The following is an 18,468-nucleotide window of genomic DNA, read 5'->3' as shown; positions in this document are numbered from 1 at the left end:
ACCCATGCTCAGATCTACCTTCGCCGCCGTCGCGGCGATCGCGGCCGCCCTGGGAGGTGTCACCGCCATCACCCCCATGGCCCAGGCGGCACCCACCTCCGGGGCCGTCGCCGTGCCGCTGTCGCCCGAGCTGGAGGCCGTCCGCGCCGCGGAGGCCACCAAGATCTACGGCGACCCGGCCGTCCGCCCGCTGAACGAACGGAGAACAGGCCTGATCTCGCTGGGCGACAGCGAGATTTCGGGCGAGGGCGTCGGCACCTACGACCCCGCGACCAACACGCCGAACAACCAGTGCCACCGTTCGCCGGACTCGGCGATCCACCGCACCGGCATACCGGCCGACCTGACCTTCAACGTCGCCTGCTCCGGCGGCTACACCGGCAACATCAGGATCGGCGGCAGCAAGCAGTACGCCGACGAGCTGGTGCAGAGCGACAACCTGGCGATCAAGGCGCGCAACACGAAGATCAAGATGGTGCTGCTGGTCGCCGGCGCCAACGACGACCTCCAGTTCGGTCCGGTCATGACCGACTGCGTGACCCGCTGGGTCCTCAGCCAGGGGACCTGCGAGCCCAAGTACGGGCCCGGCTGGCAGGCGCGCGTCGACGGCCTGAAGCCCAAGGTGGAGGCCACGGTCGCCGACCTCAAGACGGTGATGCGCGAGGCCGGTTACGCCGACTCCGACTACAAGCTCGTCGTGATGGGCTACCCCAGCCCCATCGGCCCCGACTTCTACGACAACCCGAACTTCCCCGGCAAGCTCCCCGGCGGCTGCGCCGGCTACGACTCCGACGCCACCTGGGGCCGCAACTACGCGGTGCCCACCTTCGAGAAGGGCATGCGCGCGGCGGCCCTCGCCTCCGGCGCGATCTACCTCGACAACTCGCGGCTCTTCCACGGCCACGAGGTCTGCATGGAGGACGCCTGGGCCCGCGGCCTCTACCTGGACCTGGGGGACCACTTCCCCTGGGACGAGAACACCGCCCGCCAGTCCTTCCACCCCAACTACCGCGGCCACGGCGCCTTCGCGTCCTGCCTGACCCAGCTCTACAACTCGGGCCTGCGCGAGGCCTCCTGCGCCGACCCCGCGAGCACCGGCACCCCCGTACTCCAGGCCGGGGCCTGGGACGACAAGTACAAGCCCCTGAAGAACGAGGCGACCGGCAACTGCCTCGACTCCTTCGGCGGCTCCAGCGCGAACGAGACCAAGATCGTCGGATGGGACTGCCACGGCGGCCGCAACCAGGGCTGGTGGTACGACAGCACCCGCAGGTCCCTCCACATCGAACTGACCCAGGACCGCTGCCTCGACGCCCCCGGCTCCCGCTACGGCTCCGGCACCGGCCTGATCATCTGGAACTGCCACGGCGGCGCGAACCAGCAGTTCGTCCGCGACGGCGCCACCCTGCGCCCCGCCGCCGCCCCGAACATGTGCCTGACGGTGGCCGCCGCCCACGAGCCGCTGCGCCTGCAGACCTGCAACGGGTCCGCCGAACAGCGCTTCGCGTAACAACCGCCCCCGCCCCCGAAGACCCCCCACGCCCGGCCGGCGCACCCCGGCCGGGTGTTTCCATGACGGGCGGGCCCGAGCGGTCCCGCCGACGCGCCGCGCGCTCAGCGGCCCTCCAGCTGCTCCCGGACCTGCCGGGGCCGGTTGGTGATGATCGTGTCCACGCCGAGCCGCAGGCACAGTTCCACGTCCCGCGGCTCGTCCACCGTCCACACCCGCACCGACAGCCCCTTCGCCTTCAGCCGGGCCACCAGGCCCGGGTCCCGGCGTACGAGGTCGATGCCCGGGCCGGCATGCCCCGCGAACGGAGGCCGGAGCGGCCGCAGCCGCCGCTCGATCAGGTAGACGGCGGGCAGGCCGGGCGCAAGCCGGTTCAGCCTGATCAGGGCGTTGCGCGAGAAGCTCATCACCTCGACCAGGCCCGCCCGGCCGTCTGCCAGCCCGTGGTCCTTCAGGACCCGTACGAGCTCGACCTCCAGACGGCCGCCGGTACGGGTGGGGTGCTTGGTCTCCACGGCCAGTCCGACGGGCCGGTCCGCGGCCAGCGCCTCCTTCAGCAGGTCCTCGAAGAGCAGCACCTGAGCTCCCCGGTGCTCCTCGCCCTTCCAGCCGCCGAAGTCGAGAGCGGACAGCTGCTCGTAGGTCATCTCGGAGACCACCCCGCGCCCGTCGGAGGTCCGCTCCACCCGCCGGTCGTGCACGCACACCAGCTTGTGGTCGGCGGTGAGCCGTACGTCGCATTCGAGCGCGTCGGCCCCGTCGGCGATGGCCTGCCGGTAGGCGGCGAGGGTGTGCTCGGGGTGCTCGTCGGAGGCCCCGCGGTGGGCGACGACCCGGACGGCGCGGTCGGTGGCGGGGAGGGTGGACTGCCGGTTCATGGAACAGACGTTATCCGGATGCGGGGAACGCCCCGGTACCGCATCCTGCCCGGATGGCCGAACAGCAGATGTACCTGACCTCGCACTGCGAGCCGTGCGAGGACTACGTCCAAGAGGAATGGCAGTCGATCCGGGACGGCGAGCTGTTCTGGGAGGGGTACGGGCACTGTCCGCGGTACGAGGTCTACGCCTGCGACGACGGCCGGGGCGTACCGCCGCCGTGGATCCGTGAGCGGATCGTGGCCCGGGAGGGCACGGTCCACCTGCCGGTCGGCGGGCCCGACGGGGTGCCGGTGGCGCTGCTGCGCCGGGTGTACGGGCTGAGCATCGCCGAGGTGGCCGCCGCGCGGAGGACGGGATACCGGGCCACCCCCGTCGAGGCCCGGTACCTGTCGCTTCCGACGCCGTGACTACGGCTTCGGCTGCGGGGACAACGGTGCCGGGGTGACCTTGAAGCCGCCCTTGGTGACCTCGGTGAAGGGGGCCGGGGCCATGCAGCTGCCCACCGTGCCCTCGGCGACCGTGCCGTCCGGCCTCACGTCGACGTTGGCCACGCCCCAGGAGAACCCGACGCGGTCCGGCTCGCCGCGCCGGCCCTCCTGGACGCTGATGCCGATCCGCTTGCCGTCCCAGCCGGCGACGTTCGAGGTCTTGACCACGGCGGTGAGGGTGGCGGTCCTGCCACCCGTGACCAGGCAGTCCACCTCCGCCTCGGCCGTGGCCGTGAAGCCGGTCTCCGTGTAGCGGTGGGAGATGGTCACCCTGCCGCGTGCGTCCGTCGGCAGGCCCTTGTCGCCTCCCGGGGCCGGGAACGGCCTGGTCCACGGGGTCGACTCGGCGTCGACGCTGAAGCGGATGTCGTCCTTCGCGGAGTAGAGGAAGAAGATCGCGCCGCCCCCGTGCACGGAGGCGAGCTTCGGGGCGGCCGGCGCGGCCGGGGCGGGGGCCGCCGCGATCAGGGTGGCCGCGAGTGCGGCGGCGGTTCCGGCGAGGATGAGGGCGCGCTTGCGGTTCTTCATGGCGAACTCCGGTGTTCCAAGGGCTGTTTGGGTACGGGAACAGCCTCGCCGGGAGCTCGCCGGCCTGCCATCTGCCGATGGGCGGACATGCCTGAGGGCCTCTCCCCCGAACGGGGGAGAGGCCCTCAGGCCCTCGCGCTACAGACCCGGGCCGCGTACCGGGATGCTGGTGAACGTCGGCTGCTCGGGTTCACGCGAAGTGAAGAAGTCGTTGCCCTTGTCGTCTACCACGATGAAGGCCGGGAAGTCCTCCACCTCGATCTTCCAGACCGCCTCCATGCCGAGCTCCTCGTACTCCAGGACCTCGACCTTCTTGATGCAGTCCTGCGCCAGGCGCGCCGCCGGGCCGCCGATCGAGCCCAGGTAGAAGCCGCCGTGCGTCCCGCACGCGTCCGTCACCTGCTGCGAGCGGTTGCCCTTGGCCAGCATGACCTTGGAGCCGCCCGCCGCCTGGAACTGCTCGACGTAGGAGTCCATGCGGCCGGCCGTGGTCGGGCCGAAGGAGCCCGACGCGTAGCCCTCGGGGGTCTTCGCGGGGCCGGCGTAGTAGACCGGGTGGTCCTTCAGGTACTGCGGCATCGGCGCGCCCGAGTCCAGCAGCTCCTTGATCTTCGCGTGCGCGATGTCGCGCGCCACGACCAGCGGGCCGGTCAGCGACAGCCGGGTCTTCACCGGGTGCTTGGTGAGCGTCGCCAGGATGTCGTCCATCGGCTGGTTCAGGTCGATGGAGACGACGTCCGAGGCCTCGCTCAGGTGCTCGTCCGTGGTGTCCGGCAGGAAGCGCGCCGGGTCCGTCTCCAGCTGTTCCAGGAAGACGCCCTCGGCGGTGATCTTCGCGGTGGCCTGGCGGTCCGCCGAGCAGGACACGGCGATGGCGACCGGCAGGGAGGCGCCGTGCCGGGGCAGGCGCACGACGCGGACGTCGTGGCAGAAGTACTTGCCGCCGAACTGCGCGCCGATGCCGATCTTCTGCGTCAGCTCGAAGACCTGCTGCTCCAGGGCCTCGTCGCGGAAGCCGTGACCCAGCGGGGAGCCCTCACGGGGCAGCTCGTCCAGGTAGTGCGCCGAGGCGTACTTGGCGGTCTTCAGCGCGTGCTCGGCGGAGGTACCGCCGACCACGATCGCCAGGTGGTAGGGCGGGCAGGCCGCCGTACCGAGCGAGCGGATCTTCTCCTCCAGGAACTTCATCATGGAGGCCTCGTTGAGGACCGCCTTCGTCTCCTGGTAGAGGAAGGACTTGTTGGCCGAGCCGCCACCCTTGGCCATGAAGAGGAACTTGTACGCGCCGCCGTCGGTCGCGTACAGCTCGATCTGCGCGGGCAGGTTCGAGCCGGTGTTCTTCTCCTCCCACATGGTGATCGGGGCCATCTGCGAGTAGCGCAGGTTCAGCCGCGTGTAGGCGTCGTAGATGCCGCGCGAGAGCGCCGCCTCGTCCCCGCCCTCGGTCAGCACGTTCTGGCCGCGCTTGCCCATGACGATCGCCGTGCCCGTGTCCTGGCACATCGGCAGGACGCCGGCCGCCGCGATGTTCGCGTTCTTGAGGAGGTCGAGCGCCACGAACTTGTCGTTCGAGGAGGCCTCGGGGTCGTCGATGATCCGGCGCAGCTGCGCGAGGTGCGCGGGGCGCAGGAAGTGCTGGATGTCGTGGATGGCCTCTTCGGCGAGCTTGCGCAGCGCCTCCGGCTCCACCTTGAGGAACGTACGGCCGTCCGCCTCGAAGGTGGACACGCCCTCGGCGGTCACCAGCCGGTACGGGGTGGTGTCCTCGCCCAGGGGCAGCAGGTCGGTGTACGCAAACTCTGGCATGACGGCAGTCATTCCTCACTCGGCAGACGGCGCTGGCGACCAATTGGCAGCGCGGTTGTCCAGCGTAGGACCTCTTCCCGGGGGCGTGTCTGTGAGGTAAGGCTCACTCGGCAGTATCGCGATCTATCGTGTCTGGCTATGCTGGGCGTCGTGGACCTGGAAAAGCACCCCGCCGCCCCCGCCCCCGCCGGCCCCGCCGAGCTGCGCGCCTCCGACGCGGACCGGGACCGGATCGCGCAGATCCTCGGCGACGCGCTCGCCGAGGGCCGGCTGACGGCCGAGGAACATTCCGACCGCCTGGACACGCTCTACGCGGTCAAGACCGTCGGCGAGCTGGAAGTGCTCGTACGGGATCTGCCCGCGCCCGGCGGCGTCCATGCCTCGCCCGCGTACGCGACCCCCTCCACCACCCCGGGCGGCCCCGCCGAGACCATAGTGGCCGTGTGCAGCAGCTCCGCCCGCAAGGGCCGTTGGCGGCCGGGCCCGCACACGCGGGCCGTCTCGGTCATGGGCGACATCACCATCGATCTCACCGAAGCGGTCTTCGAGCAGCAGGTCACCGAGATCAACGTGACCTGCGTCCTCGGCAACGTCGAGGTCCTGGTCCCGGAGAACGTCACCCTGCGCGGTTACGGCAGCGGGGTCCTCGGCAACTTCGAGGTGCGCGGCGAGGGCCGCGGTGAGACCGACCCGCAGGCACCGGTGGTGATCGTCCGGGGCTTCGCCCTGCTCGGCAACATCGAGGCGCGGCCCAAGCTCGGCGCCCGCCTGGTGGACCTGGCCCGCAAGCTGCGCAAGCGCACGGAAGGCTGAAACCGGCTGCGACCGCACTGGTCACGACAGCCCAACACGCCCCGGTCGCAACGAAATTCGGCCGCGGGCGGGCGGGACGCGTTCTAGGGTCCAGGCCATGACGACAACCAAGTGGGAACTGCTCGACCAGGCGTACGCGACCCTGCGCGAGGCCGTCGCGGGGGTACCCGCCGACGGCTGGGACCGCCCGACCCCCTGCACGCAGTGGAACGTCACCCAGGTCCTCCAGCACGCCGCGGGCGACCAGCTCGCCTACGCCGCCCGCCTCACCGGTGGGCCCGGCCCCGCCGAGGACCCCTTCGCACCCTCCGGCACCCTGGCCGGCCCCCCGGCGGACCTGCTGGAACCTGCGCTCGCGGCCGCGGCCGAGGCCTTCGCCGGGGTCGCCCCGGGCGAAGGCGAGGTGGCCGTGCCGCTGCCGCCCTTCTCCGTGCCGGCCGAGACGGCCGTCGGCGCGGCCGCCCTCGACGCCGCCGTGCACGCCTGGGACATCGCCGTCGCCACGGGCCGCCCGCCCGGCCTGACCGACGCGCTGGCCGCCGCCCTGCGCCCGGCCGCCGACGCCCTCGCCGAGCCCCTGCGCGGCTTCGCGTACGGCCCGGTCGTTCCCCTCGCGCCCGGCGCGGGCGACGGTGCGGCGGCGCGCCTGCTGGCCTTCCTCGGGCGGGATCCCGGATGGGCCGCGCCCGCGGTGTGACGGCCCGTCCGGCGGGGTCTCGTTTCGGACGAACCCCCGGCGGCCCGTGGCGCGCGGTGCATAGGGGCGCGTACAGCGGGTAGGGACAGGTGCGTCGTCTCTCGCTCACGTATACGTCGTCAGGAGTAGACCGTGCCGCTTCCGCCGCATCAGTCCTTGCAGGTAGCCGCCGTCCAGAGTTTTCCGGGGCGCGCGGCGGCCGTGCCGAAGCCGCGGGTGCCGGCGAGGGCGGAGGACGGCCCATGGCACGCGGAGGCGGTGTGCCGCCGGGACGAGGCGGGGCTCTTCTTCGCGCCGTCCAAGGAGCCGACCGCGGCCCGGCTCTCCCGCGAGGAGGCCGCCAAGCGCGTCTGTGCCCGCTGCCCCGTGATGGTCGCCTGCCGGGAGCACGCGCTGCTCCAGCCCGAGCCGTACGGGGTGTGGGGCGGGCTCACGGCCGCCGAGCGCCGGGTGGTGCTGGCGCGGATGCGGCGCAGGGCCGCCGAGCTGCGCCAGGCCCCGGGGGCCGGGCCGATCGCCGCGGCGGGCTGAACCGGTCCCGGGCCGCCGCCCGTGGCGGACCGTCGGGGCGCCGGGGCGCCGGGGATCGCGGCCGGCGGTCGAGGCCGGACCCCGACACCGGACATACGTGGATGTGACGAGAGGGGCGGTCCCGCCGCACGCGGTGACCGCCCCTCTCGTTTCCTCACGCCGTGACTAGTGCGCGCGGTCGAAGTCGATCGCGCTGTACGCGCGCAGCTTCGACAGGCGGTGCGTGGAGTCGATCTGCCGGATCGTGCCCGACTTCGAGCGCATGACCAGCGACGACGTCGTCGCGGTCTCCGAGCGGTAGTGGACACCGCGCAGCAGCTCACCGTCGGTGATGCCGGTGGCGACGAAGAAGACGTTCTCGCCGGACACCAGGTCGTTCGTGGTCAGGACGCGGTCCAGGTCGTGACCGGCGTCGAGCGCGCGCTGACGCTCGGCCTCGTCCTTCGGCCAGAGCTTGCCCTGGATGGTGCCGCCGAGGCACTTTATGGCGCACGCCGAGATGATGCCCTCGGGGGTGCCGCCGATGCCCAGGAGCAGGTCGACGCCGGTGCCCTCGCGAACGGCCATGACCGAGCCGGCGACGTCGCCGTCGGAGATGAACTTGATCCGGGCGCCGGTCTCGCGGATCTCCTTGACGATGCCCTCGTGGCGGGGGCGGTCCAGGATGACCACGGTGACGTCCTCGACGGCCATGTTCTTGGCCTTGGCGACCCGGCGGATGTTCACCGAGACGGGAGCGTTGATGTCGACGAAGTCGGCGGCCTCGGGACCGGTGACCAGCTTCTCCATGTAGAACACCGCGGACGGGTCGAACATGGTGCCGCGGTCGGCGGCCGCCAGGACGGCGATGGCGTTCGGCATGCCCTTGGCGTTCAGGGTGGTGCCGTCGATGGGGTCCACGGCGATGTCGACCTCGGCGCCCGTGCCGTCGCCGACCCGCTCGCCGTTGAAGAGCATGGGGGCCTCGTCCTTCTCCCCCTCGCCGATGACGACGACGCCGTTCATCGAGACGGTGGAGATCAGGGTGCGCATCGCGTTGACCGCGGCACCGTCCGCGCCGATCTTGTCGCCGCGTCCGACCCACCGGCCCGCGGCCATGGCGGCGGCCTCGGTGACCCGTACGAGTTCCAGTGCGAGGTTGCGGTCGGGGGCCTCCGGAGAGACTTCGAGCTGGGGCGGCAGGTTGTGCTCGGTCATCGGAGCGCACCTTTCTGTACGGCGACGGCCGGGAAGTGAGGGTGCTGGAACTCTATCGGTACGTCGACATATTGAGCAGGGCGGGTCACGTATGAGCGGCATATCGGTCAGCCGATTGTCCTGAGCGGACGTCTTGCGGCCCTCCCGGGCCGTCCGGATCGCCTCCGGGACTCCTCCGGATCCCGGCCAGGACTTCTCCAGGACTTCTCCAGGACTCTCCAGGGTCCGCCGACACGCGCCGCACCGCGACCCCGGCGGTGATCGCCGCCCCGCGATGCGGGACGATGGGTCGCGTGGCAGGTATGAAAGGCAAGCAGACGGTCTGGGACATGGTCCGGTCGCTGGGGGTGATCGGCATCGTCGTCGCCGGGATCTACCTCTTCGTCCCGCATGACGAGAAGGCCGACCCGACGCGCGCGGTCGACTACCGGGTGGAGACCCTGACGGCCCGGCGCGCGGCCCCGTATCCGGTGGCGGCCCCCGTGGGGCTCCAGGAGCAGTGGCGGGCGACCTCGGTGACGTACGAGCGCAAGAACGCCAACGCCTGGCACCTGGGCTTCCTCGACCCGGAGCAGCAGTACGTGGCGGTGGAGCAGTCCACGGACACCTCGGCCAAGTACCTCGCCAAGGTCACCCAGCACGCGACGGCCACCGGGCAGACGCAGCAGGTCGGCGACCTGACCTGGGAGCGCTGGGACGGCGAGAAGTACGACGCCCTCGTGCGGCAGGAGCAGGGCTACGTCACGGTGGTGACCGGCACGGCCTCCTTCGACCAGCTCGGCGCGCTGGCGGCGGCGCTGGAGTTCAAGCAGGGCAAGTAGCGCGAGCGCCGCGGGCCGGGCGCGCGGGGGGTGAGTCGCACCTGATGCGCCCGGCCCGCCCCGCACGCGCCCCGCGCACCCGCGGGGAACGTGTACGCGAGAAGGGCCGTGCGCCCCGGGATCCGGGGCGCACGGCCCTTCTGCGTGTGCTGCTGCGGCGGAGCCGATCAGACGGTCGTGATGACCTCGTCGAAGCCCAGGCGCGGGGAGCGGTCGAACCAGGCACCCTCGGCGGCCGGCTTGCCGATGTTGATGACCATGAGCGGGGTGTGGTCGGCGTCCAGGAACTCCTTCTGGATGCCGGCGAAGTCGGCACCGGTCATCGGGCCCGCGGCCAGGCCGGCGGCACGGATACCGATGATGAAGTACGCGGCCTGCAGCGCGGAGTTCAGCAGCGCGGACTGCTCGCGGACCGGGCGCTCGGAGAAGAACGCGTCCTTGGCCTGCGGGAAGTGCGGGAGCAGCTGCGGAAGCTCCTCGTGGAACTCGTTGTCCGCGGAGAGGATCGCGACCAGCGGGGCGGTGGCGGTCTTGGCGTCGTTGCCCTTGGCCATGTGCTGCACGAGGCGCTCGCGGGCCTCGGGGGAGCGGACCAGGGTGATGCGCAGCGGGGTCTGGTTGAAGGCGGTGGGACCGAACTTCACCAGGTCGTATATCGCCTGGACCTGCTCCTCGGTGACCGGCTCGTCGGTGAACGCGTTGGCCGTGCGGGCCTCGCGGAACAGCAGGTCCTGCGCGGCGGAGTCAAGAACGAGAGACATGCGGAAAGCCTTCTTCCATACGGAGGTGAAGCGATGTCCCAGACTCTACGGCAGAGATAGATGAATTTTCAACTAAATCGGCCTGGCGGTGATCGGGATCACTTCTCGGGTCGCTCCTCGACCCCTCCTCCCGGGTCGGGTCACCCCGCCCCGGTCACCCCTTCCCGGTCACTCCTCCTCGGCCGGCTCGCGTGCCGCGAGCGCCGAGTCCAGCCGGGCCCGAGCCCCCTCCAGCCAGTGCCGGCACACCTTCGCCAGCTCCTCGCCGCGCTCCCAGAGCGCGAGCGAGTCCTCCAGCGAGGTCCCCCCGGCCTCCAGCTTGCGGACGACCTCGATGAGCTCGTCGCGGGCCTGCTCGTACCCCAGCGCCGTTCCGGCCTCTGTCATTCCCGTATCCATCCTCTGTGTGTCGTGCGACCACGTGATTGCGGCCGTGTGTCGCTATTCCGAAGCGGCCGGCGGGTCCGCCGGGGAGACCTCCACGCAGAACGTGCCCTCCGCCACCCGCGCGCGCAGCACATCGTGCGGAGCCACCTCCTGCGGCGAACGCACCACATGGCCGTCGGCCCGCTGCAGCACGGCGTACCCCCGCTCCAGGGTCGCCGCCGGGGACAGCGCCACCACCCGGGCGAGGGTGTGCGCGAGTTCCGAGTCGGCCCGGTCCAAGAGGTGCCCCAGGGTGCGCCGGGCCCGGGCCAGCAGGGCGTCCAGCTCGTCCTCGCGGATCTCCACCATCCGCTGGGGGTGGACGAAGACGGGCCGGGCCAGGGCGTGCGCGAGGCCCCGTTCCTCCCGGTCGAGCAGCCCGCTCACCGCGCGCAGCCCCCGCGCCTGCAGCTGGCGCACGCGCTCCAACTCCTCACCGACGTCCGGCACCACCTTCTTCGCCGCGTCCGTGGGCGTGGAGGCCCGGACGTCCGCGACCAGGTCCAGCAGCGGGGAGTCCGGCTCGTGGCCGATCGCCGAGACCACCGGGGTGCGGGCCGCGGCGACCGCCCGGACCACCTCCTCGTCGGAGAACGGCAGCAGGTCCTCCACGCTGCCCCCACCACGTGCCACGATGATCACGTCGACCTCGTCCAGGGCGTCGAGCTCCTTGACGGCCTGGACCACCTGGGGCACCGCGTGCACCCCCTGGACGGCGACGTTGCGCACCTCGAAGCGGACCGCCGGCCAGCGGCGCCGGGCGTTCTCCAGGACATCGCGCTCGGCCGCCGAGGCCCGCCCGACCACCAGCCCGATCAGCTGCGGCAGGAAGGGCAGCGGCTTCTTACGGTCCAGTGCGAAGAGCCCCTCGGAGGCCAGGGACCGCTTGAGGCGCTCCAGCCGGGCGAGGAGCTCCCCGATGCCGACCGGCCGTATCTCCGTGGCCCGCAGGGACAGCTGCCCGCGCGGGGCGTACCACTCGGGCTTGGCCAGCAGCACCACCCGGGCGCCCTCGGAGACCACGTCGGCGACCTCGTCGAAGACCTGGCGGAAGCAGGTCACGCTGACCGAGATGTCGTGCGAGGGGTCGCGCAGCGTCAGGAAGACCACCCCCGCTCCCGGCCGCCGCGAGAGCTGCGTGATCTGCCCCTCCACCCACACCTGGCCGAGCCGCTCGATCCAGCCCCCGATGAGCCGGGACACCTGGCCTACCGGCAGCGGCGCCTCGGCCGACGTATTCAGACCCATGCACGCAGGCTATCCGGCGCCGCCGACAGTGCGTCAGGCCCCGGCGCCGGTGTCGCCGGGCAGCTCGCGGCGGCCGCGCTGGACGAACAACACGGCCAGGCCCACCGCCAGCCACACCGCCCCCACCAGCTGCGCCGTCCACGAGGCCTCGAAGATCACCGCGACGGTCACCGCCGCGCCGAGCACCGGCATCACCAGGTGCTTCCACCAGTTCGGCGGACCCTCGCGCCGCTTGACCACGAACCAGCCCACCACCGAGGCGTGCAGCAGCGTGAAGGCCACCAGCGCCCCGACGTCCACCACCGACACCAGCTGGTCGAGCCCGTCGTCGCGCCGGGCCGCCCACACGGCCGCGACCAGCGTGATGGTGGCCGCCACCAGCAGGGCGGGCCGCGGGGTCCCGTCCGAGGTCCGGGCGAGCACCCGGGGCAGCCGCCGCTCCCGGGCCATCGCGAAGACCAGCCGCCCGGCCGCCGCCTGCCCGGCCAGCGCCGCGAAGGCCGCCCCGATCGCCTTGCTGACCGCCACCAGATCGTGCAGCCAGGAGCCGACCGCGGACTCCACCGCGTCGTAGAAGGCCGGGCCCTGCAGCGCCGGCTCCGCCGCCAGCTCCGCCGAGGACACCGGCATGAGCAGCGCCGCGAGATAGCTCTGGACGATGAACAGCACCCCGGCCAGCGCCAGACAGGACAGCACCGCCCGCGCCACCCGCTCCGAACCGCCCGTCACCTCCTCGGCGAAGGAGGCGATGGCGTCGAAGCCGAGGTAGGACAGGACCGCGATCGACACCGCGCCCAGCACCGCCGCCGTACTGAAGCCGAGCGAACCGTCGCCGGTCAGCGGGGACAGCCAGCCGCGTCGCGCCCCGCCCTGGACCAGTACGGTCACCGCCGCCACCACGAAGACGAGCAGGACCACGATCTCCATGGCCAGCACGGCGAAACCCACACGTGCGGCCGCCCGGACGCCCCACAGGTTGAGCGCGGTGGTCACCACGACGGCCAGGGCCGTCCACACCCACCGCGAGACCTCCGGGACCAGGGCGTTCATCGCGATTCCCGAGAAGAGGTAGGCGACCGCAGGGATCAGCAGGTAGTCGAGCATCGCCATCCACCCGGCGATCAACCCCGGGCCCTCGCCGAGACCCTTTCGGGCGTACGTGAAGACCGAGCCGGCCTGCGGGGCGACCCGCACCATCTGAGCGTAGGAGAAGGCCGTGAAGGCCATCGCCACGGTCGCGCAGAGGTAGACGAGGGCCACGGCGCCGTGGGAGGTGGCGTCGAGCGCCCCGAACACCCCGACGGGGGCCATCGGGGCGATGAACAGCAGGCCGTAGACGACCAGATCCCGGAAGCCGAGGCTCCGCCGCAGCGCCGAGGGCGCCGCCGCACTGGAATCCGTAACGGAAGCCATCCGTCCTCCGGGGGATAGGGGCGGGCTCTCGGGCAAGTGTGTGCCGTACGGCCGACGCCCGGCCTCCTGGAGACCCCCGTACGATGGAGCACATGACTGCTCCCGCCCCCGCTCCCGCTTCCCGCCGTGTCCTGCTCGCCGCGCCCCGCGGCTACTGCGCGGGCGTGGACCGAGCCGTGATCGCCGTCGAGAAAGCCCTTGAGCAGTACGGTGCGCCGGTCTACGTCCGCCACGAGATCGTGCACAACAAGTACGTCGTCCAGACCCTGGAGAAGAAGGGCGCCATCTTCGTCGAGCGGACGGAGGAGGTGCCCGAGGGCTCCATCGTGATGTTCTCCGCGCACGGTGTGGCGCCGGTGGTGCACGAGGAGGCGGCGCGCGGCAAGCTCGCGACGATCGACGCGACCTGCCCGCTGGTCACCAAGGTCCACAAGGAAGCCATCCGGTACGCGAACGAGGACTTCGACATCCTCCTCATCGGCCACGAGGGCCACGAGGAGGTCATCGGTACCTCCGGCGAGGCCCCCGACCACATCACCATCGTCGACGGCCCGCACGACGTGGAGAAGGTCACCGTCCGCGACGAGTCCAAGGTCGTCTGGCTCTCCCAGACCACCCTCTCGGTCGACGAGACGATGGAGACGGTCGACGCGCTGAAGACGAAGTTCCCGCTGCTCGTCTCGCCGCCGAGCGACGACATCTGCTACGCCACCTCGAACCGGCAGGCGGCCGTCAAGGTGATGGGCGCCGACTCCGACCTGGTCATCGTGGTCGGCTCGAAGAACTCCTCGAACTCGATCCGGCTCGTCGAGGTCGCCCTGGACGCCGGCGCCAAGGCCGCGTACCTGGTCGACTTCGCGAGCGAGATCGACGAGGCCTGGCTGGAGGGCGTCACCACCGTCGGCCTCACCTCGGGCGCCTCGGTGCCGGAGGTCCTGGTCGAGGAGGTCCTGGAGTGGCTCACGGTGCGCGGTTACGCGGACGTGGAGATCGTCAAGACCGCCGAGGAGTCCATCGTCTTCTCGCTTCCGAAGGAACTCCGCCGCGACCTGCGCGCCGAGGCTGCCGACCTGGTCGCCGACAAGTAACTCGTTTCGTACGGTATGTCCATGCAGATCTTCGGCGTGGACATCGGCGGAACCGGGATCAAGGGCGCTCCCGTGGACCTGGAGCGCGGCGACCTGGCTCAGGAGCGCCACAAAGTACTGACACCACATCCGGCCACCCCCGAGGGGGTGGCCGGATGCGTCGGCGAGGTGGTGCGCAACTTCGACTGGGGCGGGCCCCTCGGCGTCACCTTCCCGGGCGTGGTCACGAGCGGCGTCATCCGTTCGGCGGCCAACATGGACAAGTCCTGGATCGGCGTCGACGCGGCGGCGCTGATCTCCGGCGAGCTGGGCGGCCTGCCGGTCACCGTCCTGAACGACGCGGACGCGGCGGGCGTCGCCGAGATGACGTACGGCGCCGGGCGCGGGCGGGACGGCACCGTCCTCCTGCTCACCCTGGGGACGGGCATCGGGAGCGCCCTGTTCACGGACGGGCACCTGGTGGCGAACTCGGAGCTCGGTCACCTGGAACTGAAGGGTCACGACGCGGAGACGCGGGCATCGGTGAAGGCCAAGGAGGACCACGACCTCACGTGGGAGCGCTGGGCGCACCGCGTGCAGAAGTACCTCCAGCACGTGGAGATGCTGTTCTCGCCCGACCTCTTCATCATCGGCGGGGGCGTCAGCCGCAAGCCGGAGAAGTTCCTGCCGCTGATCGAGGGCGTGCGGGCCGAGATCGTCCCGGCGAAGCTGCAGAACAACGCGGGCATCGTGGGAGCGGCGATGGCCGCCAAGGCGACGACGGCGACGACGGCCGCGAAGGCGGCGAAGGCGGCGAAGAAGTAGCGGCGGGAGCGCTCACCGGGCGATGCGCCGGGGCATCCGCCGCCTGCCGATCAGTACGGCCTTGCGTACGACGGCGATGAGCGCGGCGACCAGCGTCCCGGCGTACAGCCAGCCGGCGTGCAGGGACAGCGCGGAGACCAGCCCCATCAGATGCCCGCCGATGCCGCCGGAGCCGCCCGAGATGGGCCACACTCCGGCGGCGAAGGCGATGGGCACGCCGATCGGCGCGGTGATCAGGTCGGCGGGCCGTACCCAGAGCGCGGTGGCGGCGGCGACGGGCAGGAAGAGCAGCCCGTAGACGAAGAGCGAGGAGCCGAAGAGCAGCCAGCAGATCCCGCCCACCAGCACCATGGCGGCACACGCGAACAGCCCGCCGCCGAGCCCGGTCAACCGGGGCCGGGGCATCCGCCGCGCCAGCGCGGACCGCCGCGGACCGGCACCGGCCTGGGCGGGCACCGCGGTGGACCGGGGCGCCTGGCGCTGGGCGGGCGGTCGCTGCCGGTGAGGGGCCGATCGCGTGCTGTATTGCTCCACGGCACCAAAGTAGGCGGGGAGCGGGTCGGATCGGGCCCCGGACACGCGTACATCCACCGCCACTCATCGGAAAGTAAACTGTCCGGTGGCCCACTCCTGGGCCGCCGCCCCCTCCAGCTACGGGAAGTCGCCAACGTGTCGCTCACGATCGGAATCGTCGGCCTGCCGAATGTCGGCAAGTCGACCCTTTTCAACGCCCTGACCAAGAACGACGTGCTGGCGGCCAACTACCCGTTCGCCACGATCGAGCCGAACGTCGGCGTCGTCGGCGTCCCGGACCCGCGCCTGGCCGTCCTCGCGGGCATCTTCGGATCGCAGCGCGTCCTGCCGGCGACCGTCGACTTCGTCGACATCGCGGGCATCGTGCGCGGCGCCTCGGAGGGTGAGGGCCTGGGCAACAAGTTCCTGGCGAACATCCGCGAGTCGGACGCCATCTGCCAGGTCATCCGCGCCTTCAAGGACGAGAACGTCGTCCACGTCGACGGCAAGGTCTCGCCGAAGGACGACATCGAGACGATCAACACCGAGCTGATCCTCGCCGACCTGCAGTCCATCGAGAAGGCCGAGCCGCGCCTGACGAAGGAGTCCCGCCTCCAGAAGGAGAAGGTCGCGGTCCTCGCGGCCGTCGTCGAGGCCAAGAAGATCCTCGAAGCGGGCGACACCCTCTTCTCCAAGGGCATCACCAAGGGCACGGAGCAGGGCGACCTGCTCCACGAGCTCCACCTGCTCACCACGAAGCCCTTCCTCTACGTCTTCAACGTGGACGAGGACGAGCTGACGGACGACGCCTTCAAGGCGGAGCAGTCGGCGCTGGTCGCCCCGGCCGAGGCGATCTTCCTGAACGCCAAGCTGGAGCAGGACCTCTCCGAGCTGGACGACGAGGAGGCCCTTGAGCTCCTCCAGTCGGTCGGCCAGGAGGAGCCGGGCCTCGCCACCCTCGGCCGCGTCGGCTTCGACACCCTGGGCCTGCAGACCTACCTGACGGCCGGCCCGAAGGAAACCCGCGCCTGGACCATCAAGAAGGGCGCCACGGCCCCCGAGGCGGCCGGCGTGATCCACACGGACTTCCAGCGCGGCTTCATCAAGGCCGAGGTCATCTCCTTCGCGGACCTGGTCGCCTGCGGCTCGGTCGCCGAAGCCCGCGCCAAGGGCAAGGCCCGCATGGAGGGCAAGGACTACGTCATGCAGGACGGCGACGTGGTCGAGTTCCGCTTCAACGTCTGATCGCGTATCCAGATGCGGCCTGACCTGCGAGGATGCAGGTCAGGCCCTTCTGCTGTCCGCAGCAGTCCGCAGAACTTGGAGCAGCTACGTGTCGTAGACCGTGGAGCGGTGTCCGACGTGTACGACCCACACCACCAGCTCCCCGTTGTCGATCGTGTACACGACACGGTAGTCGCCGACCCGGAGGCGGCGGCGCTCAGGCTGGGATACGAGTGCCGTGGTGTTGAAGCCGAAGGGGTCGCTCTCCAGCTCTGTCAGTTTGGCCAGGATGCGAAGCGCCATGTCACGCGGGATCTTGCGCAGCTCGGCCTGGGCCTCGGGCCGGAACACCGTGCGGTAGTCACTCACTGCGTGCCAGTGTCTCCCTCATCACGTCCTCGATCGGGACGCCGGCGGCCGGGCTCGCCATGCGCTCGTCGATGATGCGGTTGATCTCGCGCTCTTCCCACTCCTGGTACTTGCGCAGCACCTCGATCGACACCACGGCGGCGACCTGCTTGCCGCGGCGGGTGATGACAGTGGGCACGTCGTCGCGGTCGGCCCGTTCGACGACTTCGGCCAAGTGAGCGCGTACGTCGCGGATGGACTCTATGGGCAGCGGCTGAGTCATGCCTCAAGGGTACCGAGTGTGCCATGTGTACACAACGTGGGTTGCGTGCACCCGTTGGGATGAGCCGCCGATTGGGTGGCTGATTCCGGGGACGAGATCCCGCGGCCCTGCGGCGTGCAGGGGCCCCCGCGTACGAGCCACGCCCCCGGCCGATGGACTAATTTCGCAAGCATGCACGTCAGAAGGGGCCGGACTCGTCGAGTTCGACCCCTTCTGCATGCTCATGGCGACTTGGTGCTGACTCGCGATCGCGGAACCGGAGGCAGGGTCAGGCGTGGGGTACCGCCGTGGCGAGGACCACCTCGAATTCCTCGAGGCTGCGGATGGTTGCGCGAGCCTTCGCCGTGGCCTCTCCGCGGACCGCCGCGACGGCGCCACGGGATGCCACGAGTGCGTCGCGGTCGGCGTAGAGCGCGCCGACGGCGGCTCTGCCGCGGTCGCGATCGATGAGCAGGGAGATGCCGGCCAGTCCGGGAACCTTCTGGACCCTGGGCAGTGAGGTGTCGCGGAACGTGTCCACCAGCAGGTCGATGTCGGCCGGCTCGACGTCCATGTGGACCAGCCGGAACCCCGCGCCCGGCGCGAGTTCCTCTGCGCGCCGGGCGACCGCCGCTTCCCAGTTGTCGACCGTCACGGTCTGCGCGAAGGGCGCCATCATCTCGGCCCGCCGCTTGCTCAGGTTCTCGTAGCTGGCCTGTCGGGAGGCCTCGTCCTCCCACCACGATCCCACCAGGAGCTTGCCGAGCTCGCGGTCGGCGAACAGCCCCATCCCGCGAAAGCCCGGTTGCGCCGACAGCAGCGCACGCCCGTCGGTCCGGAGCGCCTCGGCGACCCCGTCGAGCTCGGCCGGATCACCCGTTGCATAGATGCTGCGAACGTACATAGCGCCCTTCCTGCCTTCCGGTGGCCCCGCGCGGGCTCGTGCTCCCTCTCCATGCGATGACCGGGGCGGATGGGGGGCAACGCGGCAGGGGCATTCAGGTGAAGAGGGAAGCTGTTGGCCCCTGCTGTTTCCCGTGCTGGGATGGCGCTGGGGCATCTGATCATCCATCAGCCGTTCGGCCCGCCTGAAGGGCGCCGGTGCGCGG

The 18,468-nt window shown here is 71.1% G+C and carries 21 protein-coding genes; 9 read left to right on the top strand and 12 right to left on the bottom strand.

From position 1 onward, the window contains the following. The first annotated feature begins 4 nt into the window (after positions 1–4). Complete coding sequence (locus ACWG52_RS14030) at positions 5–1,510, top strand: ricin-type beta-trefoil lectin domain protein (RefSeq protein ID WP_390140577.1); 1,506 nt, start codon at positions 5–7, stop codon at positions 1,508–1,510. A 104-nt stretch (positions 1,511–1,614) separates the two neighbouring features. Here the strand turns inward: ACWG52_RS14030 and ACWG52_RS14025 are convergent, their stop codons facing one another. Next, complete coding sequence (locus tag ACWG52_RS14025; RefSeq protein ID WP_389807422.1) at positions 1,615–2,388, bottom strand: glycerophosphodiester phosphodiesterase; 774 nt, start codon at positions 2,386–2,388, stop codon at positions 1,615–1,617. A 53-nt stretch (positions 2,389–2,441) separates the two neighbouring features. Between ACWG52_RS14025 and ACWG52_RS14020 the strand changes: the two genes are divergently transcribed. Beyond that, the gene (locus tag ACWG52_RS14020) at positions 2,442–2,798 is read left to right on the top strand and encodes a hypothetical protein (protein WP_453128837.1); all 357 of its coding nucleotides are present in this window, start codon (positions 2,442–2,444) and stop codon (positions 2,796–2,798) included. Here the strand turns inward: ACWG52_RS14020 and ACWG52_RS14015 are convergent, their stop codons facing one another. Together ACWG52_RS14015 and ACWG52_RS14010 are read right to left on the bottom strand one after the other, a co-directional pair. Next, on the bottom strand, positions 2,799–3,407 hold the full coding sequence (locus ACWG52_RS14015; protein WP_389807420.1) for a hypothetical protein: 609 nt from the start codon (positions 3,405–3,407) through the stop codon (positions 2,799–2,801). It lies immediately after the preceding gene. Positions 3,408–3,545: 138 nt separating this feature from the next. Next, on the bottom strand, positions 3,546–5,213 hold the full coding sequence (locus ACWG52_RS14010) for a fumarate hydratase (protein ID WP_390166183.1): 1,668 nt from the start codon (positions 5,211–5,213) through the stop codon (positions 3,546–3,548). A 150-nt stretch (positions 5,214–5,363) separates the two neighbouring features. Here ACWG52_RS14010 and ACWG52_RS14005 point away from each other — a divergent pair, with 150 nt between their 5' ends. The 3 genes from ACWG52_RS14005 to ACWG52_RS13995 all read left to right on the top strand — a co-directional run bounded on the left by ACWG52_RS14005 (position 5,364) and on the right by ACWG52_RS13995 (position 7,254). After that, positions 5,364–6,026: a DUF1707 SHOCT-like domain-containing protein gene (locus ACWG52_RS14005; protein ID WP_389807417.1), complete on the top strand. Its 663-nt coding sequence runs from the start codon at positions 5,364–5,366 to the stop codon at positions 6,024–6,026. A gap of 97 nt (positions 6,027–6,123) precedes the next feature. Then, the gene (locus ACWG52_RS14000) at positions 6,124–6,723 is read left to right on the top strand and encodes a TIGR03086 family metal-binding protein (RefSeq protein WP_389807415.1); all 600 of its coding nucleotides are present in this window, start codon (positions 6,124–6,126) and stop codon (positions 6,721–6,723) included. 132 nt (positions 6,724–6,855) lie between these two features. Then, complete coding sequence (locus ACWG52_RS13995; RefSeq protein WP_389807414.1) at positions 6,856–7,254, top strand: WhiB family transcriptional regulator; 399 nt, start codon at positions 6,856–6,858, stop codon at positions 7,252–7,254. Between the two features lie 165 nt (positions 7,255–7,419). Here the strand turns inward: ACWG52_RS13995 and glpX are convergent, their stop codons facing one another. After that, positions 7,420–8,451: a class II fructose-bisphosphatase gene (gene glpX, locus ACWG52_RS13990; protein ID WP_030712049.1), complete on the bottom strand. Its 1,032-nt coding sequence runs from the start codon at positions 8,449–8,451 to the stop codon at positions 7,420–7,422. Positions 8,452–8,753: 302 nt separating this feature from the next. Here glpX and ACWG52_RS13985 point away from each other — a divergent pair, with 302 nt between their 5' ends. Then, a complete protein-coding gene (locus ACWG52_RS13985) occupies positions 8,754–9,272 on the top strand; it encodes a DUF4245 domain-containing protein (RefSeq protein WP_390140601.1) in 519 nt (172 codons plus the stop codon). A gap of 167 nt (positions 9,273–9,439) precedes the next feature. Here ACWG52_RS13985 and ACWG52_RS13980 read toward each other — a convergent pair whose 3' ends face one another. The 4 genes from ACWG52_RS13980 to ACWG52_RS13965 form a co-directional block, all read right to left on the bottom strand. Continuing rightward, positions 9,440–10,033: a malonic semialdehyde reductase gene (locus tag ACWG52_RS13980; protein ID WP_389806110.1), complete on the bottom strand. Its 594-nt coding sequence runs from the start codon at positions 10,031–10,033 to the stop codon at positions 9,440–9,442. 168 nt (positions 10,034–10,201) lie between these two features. Further along, positions 10,202–10,420, bottom strand: coding sequence for an exodeoxyribonuclease VII small subunit (locus ACWG52_RS13975; protein WP_030385819.1), 219 nt, complete (start codon positions 10,418–10,420; stop codon positions 10,202–10,204). Positions 10,421–10,474: 54 nt separating this feature from the next. Next, on the bottom strand, positions 10,475–11,707 hold the full coding sequence (xseA, locus tag ACWG52_RS13970; protein ID WP_389806107.1) for an exodeoxyribonuclease VII large subunit: 1,233 nt from the start codon (positions 11,705–11,707) through the stop codon (positions 10,475–10,477). A gap of 33 nt (positions 11,708–11,740) precedes the next feature. After that, the gene (locus ACWG52_RS13965; protein WP_389806105.1) at positions 11,741–13,120 is read right to left on the bottom strand and encodes an APC family permease; all 1,380 of its coding nucleotides are present in this window, start codon (positions 13,118–13,120) and stop codon (positions 11,741–11,743) included. An 83-nt stretch (positions 13,121–13,203) separates the two neighbouring features. On the opposite strand from ACWG52_RS13965, the gene ACWG52_RS13960 reads away from it, so the two are divergent. Together ACWG52_RS13960 and ppgK are read left to right on the top strand one after the other, a co-directional pair. Beyond that, on the top strand, positions 13,204–14,208 hold the full coding sequence (locus ACWG52_RS13960) for a 4-hydroxy-3-methylbut-2-enyl diphosphate reductase (protein WP_453128834.1): 1,005 nt from the start codon (positions 13,204–13,206) through the stop codon (positions 14,206–14,208). A 21-nt stretch (positions 14,209–14,229) separates the two neighbouring features. Further along, positions 14,230–15,012 carry a polyphosphate--glucose phosphotransferase gene (gene ppgK / locus ACWG52_RS13955; protein WP_389806103.1) on the top strand — a complete coding sequence of 261 codons (783 nt, stop codon included), beginning with the start codon at positions 14,230–14,232 and terminating at the stop codon, positions 15,010–15,012. 12 nt (positions 15,013–15,024) lie between these two features. Here ppgK and ACWG52_RS13950 read toward each other — a convergent pair whose 3' ends face one another. Continuing rightward, positions 15,025–15,546 (bottom strand): DUF6542 domain-containing protein, encoded by a 522-nt coding sequence (locus ACWG52_RS13950; protein WP_389806101.1) that lies wholly within the window; start codon positions 15,544–15,546, stop codon positions 15,025–15,027. A gap of 135 nt (positions 15,547–15,681) precedes the next feature. Here ACWG52_RS13950 and ychF point away from each other — a divergent pair, with 135 nt between their 5' ends. Next, on the top strand, positions 15,682–16,770 hold the full coding sequence (gene ychF, locus ACWG52_RS13945; protein WP_030712027.1) for a redox-regulated ATPase YchF: 1,089 nt from the start codon (positions 15,682–15,684) through the stop codon (positions 16,768–16,770). Positions 16,771–16,854: 84 nt separating this feature from the next. Here ychF and ACWG52_RS13940 read toward each other — a convergent pair whose 3' ends face one another. The 3 genes from ACWG52_RS13940 to ACWG52_RS13930 all read right to left on the bottom strand — a co-directional run bounded on the left by ACWG52_RS13940 (position 16,855) and on the right by ACWG52_RS13930 (position 18,263). Beyond that, complete coding sequence (locus tag ACWG52_RS13940; protein ID WP_030207783.1) at positions 16,855–17,118, bottom strand: type II toxin-antitoxin system RelE family toxin; 264 nt, start codon at positions 17,116–17,118, stop codon at positions 16,855–16,857. Further along, entirely contained in the window at positions 17,111–17,380 is a 270-nt protein-coding gene (locus ACWG52_RS13935; RefSeq protein ID WP_060180502.1) for a type II toxin-antitoxin system Phd/YefM family antitoxin, read from the bottom strand. Before ACWG52_RS13935 ends, ACWG52_RS13940 begins: the two co-directional genes overlap by 8 nt. A gap of 268 nt (positions 17,381–17,648) precedes the next feature. Further along, positions 17,649–18,263 (bottom strand): antibiotic biosynthesis monooxygenase, encoded by a 615-nt coding sequence (locus ACWG52_RS13930; RefSeq protein WP_389806097.1) that lies wholly within the window; start codon positions 18,261–18,263, stop codon positions 17,649–17,651. Between the last annotated feature and the right edge of the window lie 205 nt (positions 18,264–18,468).

The organism is Streptomyces sp. CLCI03 (genome assembly GCF_053615355.1).
Note: the sequence above shows the minus strand (reverse complement) of the source record. Positions and strands in the feature narration are given on the sequence as shown.